The 14,318-nt window shown below is 63.1% G+C and carries 4 protein-coding genes; 3 read left to right on the forward strand and 1 reads right to left on the reverse strand.

Features of this window, described 5'->3' with window-relative positions:
- Window positions 1–3: 3 nt before the first annotated feature.
- Together J3U87_RS15715 and J3U87_RS15720 are read left to right on the forward strand one after the other, a co-directional pair.
- Entirely contained in the window at window positions 4–3,195 is a 3,192-nt protein-coding gene (locus tag J3U87_RS15715) for a poly-gamma-glutamate biosynthesis protein PgsC/CapC (RefSeq protein WP_237384003.1), read from the forward strand.
- On the forward strand, window positions 3,192–5,747 hold the full coding sequence (locus J3U87_RS15720; protein ID WP_237384004.1) for a hypothetical protein: 2,556 nt from the start codon (window positions 3,192–3,194) through the stop codon (window positions 5,745–5,747). Before J3U87_RS15715 ends, J3U87_RS15720 begins: the two co-directional genes overlap by 4 nt.
- A gap of 161 nt (window positions 5,748–5,908) precedes the next feature.
- Here J3U87_RS15720 and J3U87_RS15725 read toward each other — a convergent pair whose 3' ends face one another.
- Window positions 5,909–8,368, reverse strand: a complete 2,460-nt coding sequence (locus J3U87_RS15725; protein ID WP_237384005.1) for a CapA family protein — start codon at window positions 8,366–8,368, stop codon at window positions 5,909–5,911.
- A 337-nt stretch (window positions 8,369–8,705) separates the two neighbouring features.
- Here J3U87_RS15725 and J3U87_RS15730 point away from each other — a divergent pair, with 337 nt between their 5' ends.
- Window positions 8,706–14,105, forward strand: coding sequence for a hypothetical protein (locus J3U87_RS15730; protein ID WP_237384006.1), 5,400 nt, complete (start codon window positions 8,706–8,708; stop codon window positions 14,103–14,105).
- Window positions 14,106–14,318 lie beyond the last annotated feature (213 nt).

Below are 14,318 nucleotides of genomic sequence, written 5' to 3' on the forward strand. Positions count from 1 at the left end.
CCCGTGGACGTCGTCATCCATATCTTTCCCGCAGGGAGCCTGTCCGAATCGGTCATCACCACCGTCTGGTTGGGGATATGGGTGATCGTCTTTTTCAACCAATGGTTGGGCTGGTCCCTTTCGGGGTTGATCGTGCCCGGCTACCTGGTACCGCTGATCGTGTTGAAACCCCTGTCGGCCGCGGTCATCGGTATCGAGGGCCTCTTCACCTATGTCGTGGCCTGGATTCTGTTCCAAATGCTGCCGCGCTCCGGCCTGGGGTTCGGGGTATTCGGGCGCGATCGGTTTCTGGTGCTGATCCTCATCAGTGTGGCGACCCGTATCTTTTTCGATGGCTACCTGCTTCCGGAAGTCGTGTCCTTCCTGGACGAACGTTTCCGGATTCCCTTCGAATACCGCACCCAATTCCACAGCTTCGGGCTGATCATCGTCGCTTTGCTGGCCAATTACTTCTGGCGACCGGGCTTGCGAAAAGGGCTGCTGCCCATGGCGATCACCCTGCTGGTCACCTACGCCCTGGTCCGATTCGTACTCCTTCCGTATACGAACTTCACGATCAGCAACGTGGAGTACATGTACGAAGACCTGGCCGGGGACATTCTGGCCGCGCCCAAGGCCTACATCATTCTTCTGACCGCGGCCTTCATCGCGTCACGCATGAATCTTCTCTATGGTTGGGAGTTCAACGGCATTCTGGTGCCTTCCCTGATGGCCCTGCTCTGGTATCAACCCGCCAAGTTACTGATCTCGCTGTTGGAGGCGGGTGTCGTGCTCGGATTGGGGATGGCGGTGCTGTCCACGCCGCTCTTCCGCGGCATCACGATCGAGGGTGGGCGCAAGCTTCTGTTGTTTTTCAACATCAGTTTTTTCTACAAGATGGTCTTGGGTTTCGCATTGGCGGCGTGGAAACCGGAGCTCAAGACGACCGATTTCTTTGGGATCGGTTATTTGATCACGACCCTGCTCGCCGTGAAGATGCACGAAAAGGACATTCTCGTGCCCATGACCCGCGCCACGCTCCAAGTGTCGCTGGTCGCCGCCCTTTTTGCGAACGGACTGGGTTACCTGCTCACCTTTCTCCCCAAGGATCGGTTGGCGCCGGAGGGCAGGCCCGCGCGCGTGATCGAAGCGACCGGAACGCTGCGCGACCTGCCCGACCGCGCCAAACTTCTGTTGTACGCGGGAAACACCTCGGACGACATTCGCAAACCCGCCCTGACCGACATGGATCACTTCACCCGGGCGATCCAGGAGCTGACCTCCCTGTCGCCGGATCCGAAAGATCCGAAACTGCGGGCGGTTCGGCAACGCCTGGCGTTGGTGGGTTATGCGCTGGAGGTGGTGGCGCGACGCTATTTCTACCTGTACGAGGACGGCGTCGACCGCGGATGGGGCCTCTACCTCCTGGATACCCGGCCTCGCAGCGACCTGCTGATCGAGGTCCCGGCTCCCTTGGAAGAGGCCCTGACCTTCGAAAGTGGTTTGGCGTTGATGACCCGTCTGGGGGCCAGGGCCCTGGCGGTGAACAGCTTGTCGTCGAACACCGCCCAGGCGGTGGCTTTTTCCCCAACCCAGAGCTATCAATCCTTCTACACCGCCTTTTTCCGCGAAGTCGGTCGAAACCATTGCCTTCAGGTTCGCGGCCTGGGCATCGGCAATCAACGTCTTTTGGCGCTCCGCCTGGCCGACTTCGAGCCGGGTGGCGATCGAAGCTCGCTCTTTTTGAAGGTCAACCGTCCGAAGGGCGTCACCCTCGCCGATCTCGAAGGGGCCGTCGGCGAAAGCCACCTGTATTTTCACGAAAGCCCGTTCGACAACCTGCACCGAGATCTGTCCACCTCGGGTTATGGGGAACTGTTTCTGAGCAAACGCGGCATGCGGCGCCTGCTTGCGCTCGAAGCGGGGCGCGAGGGTGGACGTCGCGCGGTGGCCGTTCGCAGCGGCGAAACGGTGGCCGAGGCGATCGAGCACGAGCGCCGGGCTTTCGCCGAGGCCGGATCCGGCGCCTATCGACCCGCCAGTCGCGAGTTGCTGCTGCTCCTGGAGGACGAGGTGCTGCTACCGCTGATGACCTTGATCGGCCATGACCAGGATACCCGGGGGCAGGCGATCGCCGAGGAACTGGACTTCATCGCGGGAAGGGCTCGACCGCTGGGTTATGAACTGGCGCGGCTCGACGATCCCGAGACGGGCGAGGCCTTTGTGCTGTTGCGCGAGGCCCCCGATGCAGCCAGAACCCATCGCGGCTTCTGTTTGTTCCGGTTGGGACCGGCCCACCCCTTCGGAATCCAGGTGCCGCGTCCCGTTTTCGAGCATCAGAGCCTGGCCTTCGGGTCCTTCCTGTTTCGACGGCTCCAGGCCCGTGTGCTGATGGTTCACGGTGCCCATCACCTGGCCAACCCGGACCTGAGCGCCGATCCGCTTCAGGCGGAAAACTCGTTCACCGTTTTCAATCAGGTTCACCAATCGGTGCTGGCCTCCATGGGGTCGGCACCCTTTCTGATGCTACAAATTCGCGGTCTGGGTCATCGGGACTTCGATCCCTACACTCGTGGAGACCTGCTGCTGGCCTTCGACCGCGGAACGGTGACCGACCGAGAACAGATTCTCCCGCTGCAGATCTTTCTGGATCGGATGGAAGCGGATGGCCTGGGTGTGGGTTTCGTCGATGGCAAACCGGACACGGCCGGCTACGGTCTGGGGGCCAATCCGCAGGCGCTCTTCATGGCTCAGGCGCCGCATCAGGCCATGATCCAGGTTCGGGTGGCGGCTTCGTTGCGACGTTCCTTTCGTTCGCTGGTCGACAGTCGGCGTTTTGAGGCCCAGTTCCGTGCCTTGGACATTCCCGCGACGCCTCTCGACATCGAGGCCCAATTTGGGCAGGCCCAAACGGCGCCCTTGGATTCGGCGTCGTTGGCGGTTCTGGAACACTACTTGGCCCACTACGACATCACCGCCCTGGCACGATTGGTCGCGATGCCTGACCTGCGCGTCCAGCGTCTCGACGACACCGAAACCGGTCAGGTGTTTCTGCTTGTCGCGGGGCGCGATGGGACCCTGTACGCCCTTGCCAATCTGGGTGGCCGGGGGGCGGCGATCCCGGTTTCCGCATCACCCGACATGCCCCTTGCGGCACAGGTCGCCCACTTCGTTGCCGTGCGTGAACCGCTGCTTCTACTGGGAGGTACGCCGTGAGACCGCTCTGGCAGGGCGCCTTCCTGGTGTTGCTGGTGATCGTCGTGGCCCGCACCGGTCCGTCCCTGGTTCGCGTCTGGCATCGCATCGAGACCCGGGTCGGTGGTCCCATCGACTTCGAGGGGCGTCGCATGGGGATCGGCTACGTCGTCGGGCGCGATTCGGGAACCGAGTTCGCGATGCCCCCGGGCGGGCCTCCCCTGCGCATCTTGGTGAATCCCACCATGGAGGGTGAGGCGCCCGATCCCGAGAGCCCGATCCCATTCGGCGTGGCCTACACCTTTTTGGATGTGGATCGGAATCCCCTGTTCCGGGACGTTTACCATTTCGTGGGGAAACGATCCCTGTTCCGAACCGACGCGGGGGCACAGCCTTTCCCCGCGAGCGAATTCGAAGATCGCGGGTTACACGCCCTGGATTTGAGAGTGGCGCTGCTCGTGCCGCAGAAAGGCACGGAGCCCGCGTTCGTGCGATTCGAATTGGTTGAGCCTGCGGGCAGGCTAGCCGATCTGGTCCTGCGGGTCTACACTCCCAACAAATTGACGCCCGGCACGGAAATGGTGGCGTGGCAGAAGATGCGGGTCGTCGAGCGGCAGCGCTTGGCGCGCGCCAGTATCGAAGATTACCGGTTCCTCGAGGAAGACGAGATCATCGCCCTGGTGCGCAGCGAATGGCGTCCGATCGGGCCCACCGGCATCAAGAACCGCGATTACCAGGTCCGGCGTGTGTTCACCCTTCGCGAAAACCCGGGCCAGAACCTTGGATCTCGTGAGACCGTGGGGTTGGACGGCTTCCTGATCGGGCCCGGCCGGGTGGCGATGGTGCCGTTGCCGGAGGTGTCGGGGCGCGTCCGGCTGGCGTTCGAGCCTTGGGGTGACGCGCCTCCGGAAGCTCGAGGGGAGCTTCGGATCGAGCTCTTCCGTCGTCAGGATACACCCCACAGGTGGACTCTGCCCGTCAACCGGCCCGAGGGCACTTGGCAACACGTGTGGGCAGAAGGCGATCGCGTCCTCGACATCTCGGCGGATCGGCCGGTCACCCTGCGCGTCCTGTTCGATCCCGGATCCGGCCTGCCCGCTGGGGGCCCCGATCCCCCGACAAAGACCGGATCCCAGCGGATGGGAGGGGATGCGGGTCTCGTTCCCGACGAATCTTGGGACATCACGCCGACACCGGCAGTGTCGCCGGCCTGGGCGGCCACGCCCGATTCACCCATCCGGTTTTCCGTCATGGGCGGCGAAGCGGCGGTGCCTTTCCGCCTGGTTGCCTTTTCGGTGGCGCCCTCTATCGAGGATCCCGGTGCTTTCGATGGCCCCCTTCCCGCCAGGCAGGACGTGCAGGTGCGGGTTTCGAATGCGGCAGGCGAGTCGGTCATGGCGTATGCCTTCTCGTTTACGCCCGAACCCAACGTGCGCGATTACCTCGATCCGCACGGGTTGGGCGGGTCACTGTCCAAGCCGGAGCCCCGCCATTTTCACGTGCCCATGGGTGCCCATCACATCGACATCACGGCCGATCCGCCCGCGTTGGTGACCGGTAGTGTTCGGCCCGCCGGTCTGCCCGCGGTGCGGAAGGTGCCGCGCGATTATGCCGATTACCAGGGCGATGGGACTCCCGTTCCCGTCTGGTTCCCTTTGGATCCGGATGCGGCGGAACGCTTGCGCCAAGCCCATCGCATGGTTCCGATCCATCGTCAGGGGGAACCGCCGGAGCCCCATCCGCTTCTGGCCGCGGGTGACTATTGGGTCGAAGAATACGCGCTCGAACCGCGGAGCACGGGGCTTCATCTGTTTCTTGCGCGCGAGCTCGGTCCCTTTTTCGATGCCCGGTCCGGAGCGACCGCTTTCACGCCGATTCGCGCCGATCGCTTGGTGGAAATCGTCTTCATGGAGGATTTCGCCGGGATGGCGTCGCCGGTACTCTTGTTTCGCAAGGATGACTCGGTGGAACGCTTTCAGATCGAAGTGGACGGGGTGGCCCGACGGGATGTCACGACCTCGGCGCCCATCGGCGAAGTGGGTCTGGGCGCGGTCCGCGCGGGTCTCCATCAACTGCGCGTCCAGGGCCCATCGACCGAAACCCTGCTTGTCAGTCACGTCCGCCCGGAGCGTACCTTTTGGCGAAAGGTGTATGTTTCGACGTTGTTGGACCCCATGTGGGTCTCCGTCGAAAAGCCCGGCCCGGAGCCGATCGACCTTGCGATTCGGGTGTTCGCACCCTTCGGTGCCCAGGAACCGACCTATATCCGCACCTACCTGGAAGCACCCCACACGATCGAGGGGAGCCGCGATTACACCCTCATGCTGGGTCACTTCGAGCTGGCGCCCGCACCCGAAGCCGCCCCGGCTCATTTGGGTCCGCCGGATTTGGTTTTGGACGAAGGCACGGTTTTCTTCCTGCGATTGGGCGAGGACTTGGGGCCGGGATCCTATCGCCTCCGCATCGAAAAGGAATCGGGTCCGGGTAGCTTTATTCGCGTCACGAGAATTGCCGATCCGCGCGAACGGCCCACGCGTGTCACGCCGGTTACCGGGCTTCGCGACAGGCCTTGATCGAAGCGTCCGAGATGATCGCTAGCAGTTCAAACCTGACGGTCGAGCAAGCCGAGCCTGTGTGAAAACCCGTGAAATCGACCTACTCGGGCTGCCCACCTCCAGGCACGATGCCCTTCGGCATTGGGGAACTCCCGACAGAAGTGTTTCGAAGGTTCGCTTCACGGCGCCAACGACATCGAGGGAACGACCAGCTCGACCGTTTCGGTGCCCTGGTTGCGCACCAAACGGAAATGCCCGAATCGATCCGGCATGTGGTCCGCGCGGCGCCACGCGACAAACACCAGATCGTCCACGTCGAGCGTCGCTCGAGCGCTGGCGGGTGGCGCCATGGCCATGTAGAAGTTCAGTGCGTTGCCGCGCACCCCTTCGTTGGTCAGGATCTCTTCGTCCACACTCACGTCGAACGTGTGCCAACCCGTTTCGGGAGTCAGGGAGGCAGGAACCTCGTGCGTGCGCAGCAGGGTCGACTCGGGCTCGGCGGTCGGGTCCGTATCGATGAATTGGTAGATGTCGAACCGATTCCAGATCACGGTCTCGCCGGTCAGCCGAGCGTGGAACCGCAGGCTGTAGGTCGCCGAAGGATCCGAGGGGAGGGTCGAACCATCCGATTGGAGCTGGAAGAGGCGATTTCGGGGCAGGGGGACTCGCGCCACCGGTCGGGTCAGGATGCCCTCCGATTCGGAAGATTGGCCGATGATCCGCAAAAAGCGGCGGCCGCCATGTGCGTCGCCCTCGATCACGCCCTTGCTCTCGCGGTCGAGATTCCAGTGCGTGAACCCGCCGGCCACGGCATCGGCGGTCACGTCCTCGAAATGGCCCCAACCGAAAATATCGCGTCCAACTTGGATCTCGGGATGGCTGTCGGGAGCCAAACCCAGGCGGCCATGGTACAGGCGCCCAGGTGGTAACGTGGCCGTTTCGCCGGGGCGAACCATGATGCGCGTGCCGATCACCTCCGGTGGTTGACGGGTGATACGTCCCGTGAAGTGTTCCATGGCCAGGTGGGCCGGCACCGTATCGGGTTCGAGATCGATGGCCACCGAGCGCACCTGGCCGGTGGTGTCCCGCAGGGATTGGGCCTGGTTCAGGTTCATTTCCCAAATGTTCAAAAGCGTTCGACGGGCCGCCGATCCGGTGACCGGCACCGGCTTGTAGCCCTGGATTTCAAACGGCACCAGGCGCGCCTGAATCATGCGTTCACCCTCCCACACCGTTCGCAGGAAGGCGGAGGAGAAGGTTACCAGGAAATCCTGATCGAACACGAAGTTGCCCAAACTGTATGCGATCAGCTTGTCCTTGTACCACTCGACACCCTGCAAGACGTGGGGATGGTGGCATACCACCAGGTCCGCGCCGGCATCGATGGCGGTACGTGCGTTGCGGCGCAGGCTTTCGGAAGGCGTTTCCTGGTATTGGAATCCGGAATGGAGTTGAACGATCACCACATCGGTCCGTTCGGCGAGTTCGGCAATGGCCGCTCGTGCCGCCGAGGTGGTCCAAAAGGCGGCACCGCCATGACCTCGCCTGGCAACCCAATCCTGCATTTCCGGATAGACGGCGTCGATCGAAGACCAGGCGGTCGCGACTTCTTCCGCGGGCAAGTTGCGCTCGGCCGCCGCGAACAGCCGCCAGACTTCGCCAATGCGTCGCGCGCTGCGAGCGACCGTCCAGGTGGCGCCCTCGAAGCCCCATTCTCGCGACTCGTACTGCCACCGCTCGGTATCGGGTAAATCGGCCGGTACCGGCTCGTCGCCGTCGGGATAGTTGGCGTTGACGAAACTCCCGGTCACGGTGGTGTAGGCGAGGCTGCCGATGCGGGTTCCGGCGATCTGGTGGATCGTCGGTGCTTCGGCCTCCACCGCACTGGCACCGGCTCCTTGAAACACGATGCCCGCGGCGTGCAGAGCTTCGACCGTTTCCACCACGCCCAGGTCACCGTAATCCCGCGTATGGTTGTTGGCCAGGATCACCAGGTCGGTTTCCAGGGCTTGGATCGCCGCGAGGGTCTCGGTGGGCGAATTGAGAATGAAGCGTTTGCCGGGGTAGGCGAAGGACGGTGCGAGATCGCTGACGGTGGTCTCCAGGTTGATGGTCCGGAAATCGGCGGCGGTGAAGGCGCGGCGCATGTGGGCCACGACCGCCTCCGATCCGGTTCTGAGATTGTCGCCGGGAATCAAGGCCTCGCCGTTGGGAGGATCTTGATACCTTCGTCCGAACATGGCGTCACCGGTGGCATGCATGACCCAGCGCGTCCCGCCGCCGTCGCCGAGGAGATTGACGGCAAGGGTTCGGTCGGCATGCGACCATCCGAGCACCACGGGTTCGGCCAGGTGGCCGGGCGCGCGGATCACCACGGATTCGGGTCCCAGGAGGTCGGGCACGCGAACCTGGCCACTGGCATTGGTGGTCAGTTCGCCGAAAGCCCCGTCCAGCACGGCGTTTTCCAGAGCCTCGCCACTTTCGCCCAGCACTTGGACGGTGACGGAAAAGGTCCTGGTGTCTCCACCGGTCGGCTCGTCGTCGCGGACGACGGGATCCTCGCCCCGATAAGATCCCGAACACGCGAACGACAGGAGCAGCCACAGGGCTACCCAGCACGTGGAACAAAGGTGACGCATAGAACCTCTGAAAAAACACAAGCTCATTGGTTGCAACAAGATACTGGCTTCAAAATGTGATCGAATCGATTGCCGATGCCACGGCGATCCTTTTATTATAGGAAGAATGCACTTCTCTTGACACCTTGTCCAAGATTCCTCGCAAACTGAGCAAAACCCGTCGGGTATCCGATGGTTCCTGAAGGCGTACCCGATTCATGGGTATCCCCGGATCCGAAGGAAAATCAGAGGAGTTGTCTACGATCATGATCGCAGTCGTCCATGCCGCGTCCGTCGATGGCGATCGAGCCGTCGTGTTCGTCCCCTGTGCCGCGAATTCGATGGTTCGAGGCGTCACGTGAGGGGCCTGCTTCGCGTCATGTTGGTATGCCTGATGGGGACCCTGTCCGGCTTTTCATCGCCGCGGGAGGCCGATCCGAGCCGGTTCGTAATGCGCGCGACGCTGGAAAGCCCGCCAGTCATCCACCTGGGGCAAGAAAAGAGCGATCATCTCCTGGCACCACTATGGCGCACCCATCGCGTGCTGGCCCCCGGAGGAACATTGCTGATCGCTACCGACGGTCGCGATCCCTGCGCCCTGCTCGTGCTCGATCGGACGTCGAAGGCACCGTCGCTCGAAGAGCTTCGGTTCCAGGTTTCGCAGGATGGTCGCCTGTTTCGCGACACCATCCCTGTTTGGCACGACGATCTTTCGGGATTTCGATTGGGTGAGGACGGACCGCGGGTCTACCGGGTGACGCGCCCTGCCGACCGGAAAACACCCTTGCGTCTCGCAGCGCGACGTACCGCCGCGAACGCCATGCAGCCCCTTTTGCCACCCCGTGCCTTGCCGTCCGTGAGCGAGGCCGCCGTCGCGCGTCATCGGACTCTGTCCTTCGTCGCGGATCGTCGCCAGCGCGATTATTATTTCCTTGAAGCGGGGCAATCGCTTTCTTTCGAGGCGGGTAGCCTCGGTTCCGTGACAGTCGAAACCCGCCTTTCCTATGCCGATCAAGACCCGGCATATCGGCGGACCTACCGGCTGAAGGTGACCTCGGGTGATGTCGAGCGGCGTGTGGTACTGGAGACCACTCCTTCCCCGCATCTGGTGAACATCGCCGATGCCGCGCATCTGCTGGGACATCCAAAGTGGTTTTCGCATGCTCTGGCGGGCTCTCGGCTGACAGTCACCACGAATCAAGCGTTGTTCATGCGGGTCACTTCGGCTGAAGATCGCTTCCTGCTGGATCGATTCTCCGCCGCCGACTGGGCGCCGGTGCACCCTTTCTCCACACCCCACCTGCCGCGATTGCGGGAAACGTCGATGCCGCGCTCTAAAGGAGACGGGTCGGATCGGCACGGCTCGCAGATCTTTTCGCAGGGAGAACGGTGGACATCGGGTGCGGGCGAGACGGCACTCGCCCATCTTCAGGTTCTGCGGGCCAAAACCACCAGACATCCCCACGATCGCGAACTGCTTCTGGAAGCGGCTCGCTTCGCCGCACGCCACACCTATTTCCGCCAGGTACCGCTGGTCGAGGATGGGTCGAGAAAGTTTCGCACTCTGAATTTCACGCCTGCGACGCTCGCGACGGTGGAGGCACCGGTTCCGCGTTACACGGCGCCGCGATTTCTATCCCACACGGAGTCCCGAACGCGATCGGCCCGCTTTATCGGCGTGCATCCCGGCGAATCTCTGATGTTTCAGCTTCCGAACCTGGCGACGCCGCCGCGAATCCGGCTCATCACGGCCTTGCCTGCCGCGGGCGAAACCCCGACCCTTACCCTTTCGGTGAAGGGTATCGAACACCGGTTCACCTTTTCCGACGAGGTACCCGCAGCCTGGCTCGAAGGCAATGCGCTGACCGCCGGTGGATGGTCGCGGCTTGGTGCGATGGATCGGGTGACGGGCGTACCCTGTGGGCCTCGGGCGAAAGTGGGGCAGGCCACGTTGGATCTCCCCCTCGCCACCGCGCGACTGGCATTGAAGATCGAGCGTGAAACGGATCGAGAGAGTCAACCGCACGGTCCCTTGTGGATTCGTCTGGAAGTGATGCGTGGCAAGCCTTTTCGTCTGGAAGAAAAGGAGCATGAGGAGGCCGTGTCGCATCTCGAGAGGTCTCCCTTTCAGGCATTCCTGGCCTTGCTGCAGGGCCGGCGCCCCGAATGGCGTCCGGGTGATCCTGACATTCGCCATCGCTTGAGGTGGGCCCTCCACTACGAGCCACTGGCACGTACGATCTTGACCCTCCATCACGGGTTTTTGGCCGATCCCGATTGCGAGCCGCTGTCTCCCGTTCGGTCCGAGTCCTTGAGCGGACGGGAGCTCCAGGCCTTGCGCACGCGCGCCGAGACGGATGCCGGGAACGGTGATGTCCTTGCCGCTCTGACCCGGTACAGCGAGGCGTTTCATCGTTCGGGCGACCTGTCCGATCGCATGCGTCGCAACGAGATGTTGGTGGCTTTGGGAGAATGGCATCTGGCCAGAACCGATCTGCGCGACCTGTTGGTCAAGGCTCCGGACCGCGAGATGCGTCTCGAAGCGAGTTGGCTGTTGACGGAAATTCACCGCCTCACCGACGACCGTTCGGCGCAGATCGCCATGATCGCGACCATGGTGGTTCTCGACGGACACCAGGAGGACCTGGTCGCTTTGGTCGCGTTGTTTCACGGCGAGGGTCGGTTCCGCGAGGTATTGGATGGCGGCCTGTTGTTGGATCGACCCGACCGTCACCGACTTCGCGACGCGGCCTGGACCGAGGGGTGGTGGCGATTGGCGACGCGGATGACGATGTCGATGGCCGAACGCGAGGAGGCAGCGCTGGATCGGGGGGTTCGGGCCGCGGTCGAGGGCCGACCGCAAGAGGCGCTCGACCATTTGGCGCGAGCGGGCAAACGCGGCGCGTCCTGGAGAGCGGCACTTACGCAGGGTCTGGATCTGGGTGAACGCCTCTTGGCCCCGTTCGAAGCGCTTCGGTTCCCGGCGCTTTTGGACTTGGAACACTGGTGGCGTGCTCATCCAGGCCCACGCACCTATGCTCCGACTTTCGATTCGGTGCTGCATGCGGCGGGCGAATTCCCGGTATCTCACCGCGGTCGTGACCTGGAAATGACCTTTTTTCGAGGAACGGAGGAAACGCCGGTTGCGATGATCGTCGCCGGTCCCGCGCGGATCCGCCTGGAAATGCGACCGATCCATCAAGTTGGCGATGGCGGGCGTCCCCTGGATGGTTTTGTCACCATTGGTGTGGACGGACTGCCGCGGCGGCTCGCCTATTTGGAAAACCATCCATCTGCAACCTTGCAACTCGCCGCAAGGGTGGCGGAGATCCCTGGAAGTGCGATTTTTCACGAACTCGATCTGGGACCCGGCGCCCATCGCCTGGAAGTATGGGGGAGTCGGCCCTTGTTGGTGAGCCCGGATCGTCTGGTGGTGGCAGTTCCGATCTTGCCGCTACCGCCACTCGCCCCGGCCGCTTTCGAGGCCTGCGCGGAGAAACATACCGATCTCGAATCTCTGGAACATCGACAGCCGGAATCTCGTTTCCTGATACTCGACGACGGGTCCACGGCGCCACTGCCCGAGCCTCGACCGCGGAGCTGGGTCGATCCCGGACCGGCCGATCCTCTTTTACAGGCGCGGGCAAGCTTGCGCACGGATGAGCCGGATGTGGACTTGCTGGCGCAGTGGTTGGACGGGTTATCCGATCCGAAGGAACGAGAGGCCGCCCTTCTCGCCTTGTATTCTTCCGACCCGAGGCGGTACCGGGCTGAGCTGGTGACGCGCGTGCCTTCACTCGAACGTCCGCTGTTGCTTGGCGAAGGACGGCTGCGCGAGGCTTGCGCCGTTCCGGCGCGGAGCGACTCCGAGGCACTCCAAAAAATGGCGCTGTTGCTCGAGCGGTTCGCGGTCGCGCCCGAGGAGGGCTTGGACCTTCAGGTTCAAGCCGAGGCCCTGATCCTCGAACGCCCCGATCTTCCCACTTTGAAAAGGTTGGCCATGCCTTTTGACCGTGCCCATACCTGGCGACAGGTGCGCCATTTCGATCGCGTCGCCGGCACGCTTCGCCAAAAGGACGAGACCGTGAGCCCCCAATGGGCCGTACGGGCCGCCTTGGTGCCTCCCGATCCCGACACCCATTTACTGCTGGGAACCCAACGCATTGCGGTGAGGTTCGATCATGGGGCGCCCAAACGTCTGCGGGTGCAATTGGCGGTGGAGAGCCCTGGGTACCTGCCGCCCCTTCCCGCGACCTGCTTTCTTCGCTGGAACGTCGGTTCCGAAATCCGCAAGCGGCTCGAACCCGGTCGACACTGGCAGGAGTTTGACCTGGCGCCTCCGCCGGGGGCCCGCGACCTGGCGATCGGTGGGCTGGATCCGCGCCGCAATCAGCTCATTCGAGTACGGCTCTTCGAGGAAACCGAGGCGGGGCCAGTCGCGATTCCACCGCAGCGGACCGATCGGACCTATCGGGTGGCTTCCCCGAACGAGCCGATTCGACTGAGCCTGTTCGAGCCGGCCATGATCCGCGTGGATCGCCTGCGGGGGGATGCCGTCGAAAGCGAGCAGCTTCTGTTCCGAACCGGCCCGTCGGAATTGGTGTTGCGGGCCGATCGCGAGCCGTCCTACTACCGGGTCTTTCGGATGGGTCGCCGCGATGTAGGCGAAGGGGTGGCGGCCTTGCGCCCTCGGGTCGCTTGGGAGCCGAACGGATACGCACCCACCGCGCCACCCGAATCCCTCGTGTCGACGCCCGCGATCGGGTCGGGGCCGTGGCGAGCGGGCTACCTGGGTCGGTTCAGCCATGAATTCGGACTCTCGTTCGTGAATCGGGAATTGTCGGACGATCAGCGCATCGAGCGCGCGGACCGCGACCGTTTTCTCCAGGTAGGCTATACCGCGAGACGTCATGTTCCGCGCTGGAACCTGTACAGTCGAAGTCGTGTCCTCGTTCGGTTGCGTGAGGACGTGGGGCACTCATTCGGCCTGGAACAGCGATTCCACCTGCGGCGCGAGCGATACGAACTGGCCTTGACGATGGCGGCCTACATCCAGTTTTTAGAGGATGTGCGACTCGATTTTCCGCCGGGCTTCCGCAGGAATTTCGACGATCCCTATGCGACCACCACCCGGCTTTCCCTTCTGACGCCTTCCCACGTTCGCGGGCGCTGGCGGTTTCGCACGCGGGGCGGGGTGTTTCGGCACTATCTGGGCATGGACGTTCAGCCGCCGGGTCCCCTGGATTGGGATCTGTTCACCGACTACCGCGTGAATCACCAGTACGGCCTGAACCTGGAGCAGGAGATTCGCTTTCTGCCCTACCACGACACGAGGCTCGAACTCGATTTCGGTTTGATCGGAAACGAGAGCTGGGATGCGGACCCAGTGGACCAATACCGAATTCGGTTGTCCTGGGACCAACTTCTGGGACGCTTCGAAGCCGGCCTGAGCCTGAGGGCGCGTTTTGCCATGGCAGACAAACATCGCCGCCGCACCGATACGGAATGGACGCCAGGCATTTCTCTGGCTCGGGAAGTGGTCACGGCTGGCGGGCATCGACGGCTGGCCGGGCTACGATTTCAATTCGACCCGAGCGACAAGGCGTCCAATTTCTCCTTGTTCTGGCGAAACGGGGTGCGCATTCGGGGAAACTACGGGGACTACCTGCCCGGTGAGATCGAATTCGAGCCCATTCGATTGCGCCAAATCGCTTTGGATCCCTCTCGCGCGTCGGCGACCCCCAAAGCGGGGAAATGAACGGAGGCGTCGCGGTTCCCAGGGTCGGGGTCTTTCCGGTTTCGGTGCAGGCGTGCGAGGTGTTGATAGGGTCGAACGGGAATGTGTCACCTGACCGAGTGGTCTTCGCGTGTGGTCGACCTGGCCGGAGCATGGCGATTTCAGCCGGGAGGTGGCGACTTGCGCCGCTTCTCCCTTCCCTGTACGATGGAGCTTTGCCACCTCGATCCAGCG

The sequence above is a fragment of the Sulfidibacter corallicola genome, assembly GCF_017498545.1.
In the GTDB taxonomy this organism is placed as follows: Bacteria; Acidobacteriota; Holophagae; order Acanthopleuribacterales; family Acanthopleuribacteraceae; genus Sulfidibacter; species Sulfidibacter corallicola.

What these genes read in the sequence shown, in the direction of transcription:
- J3U87_RS15725 (WP_237384005.1), bottom strand. Translation starts at nt 8,368, where the DNA reads ATGCGTCACCTTTGTTCCACGTGCTGGGTAGCCCTGTGGCTGCTCCTG.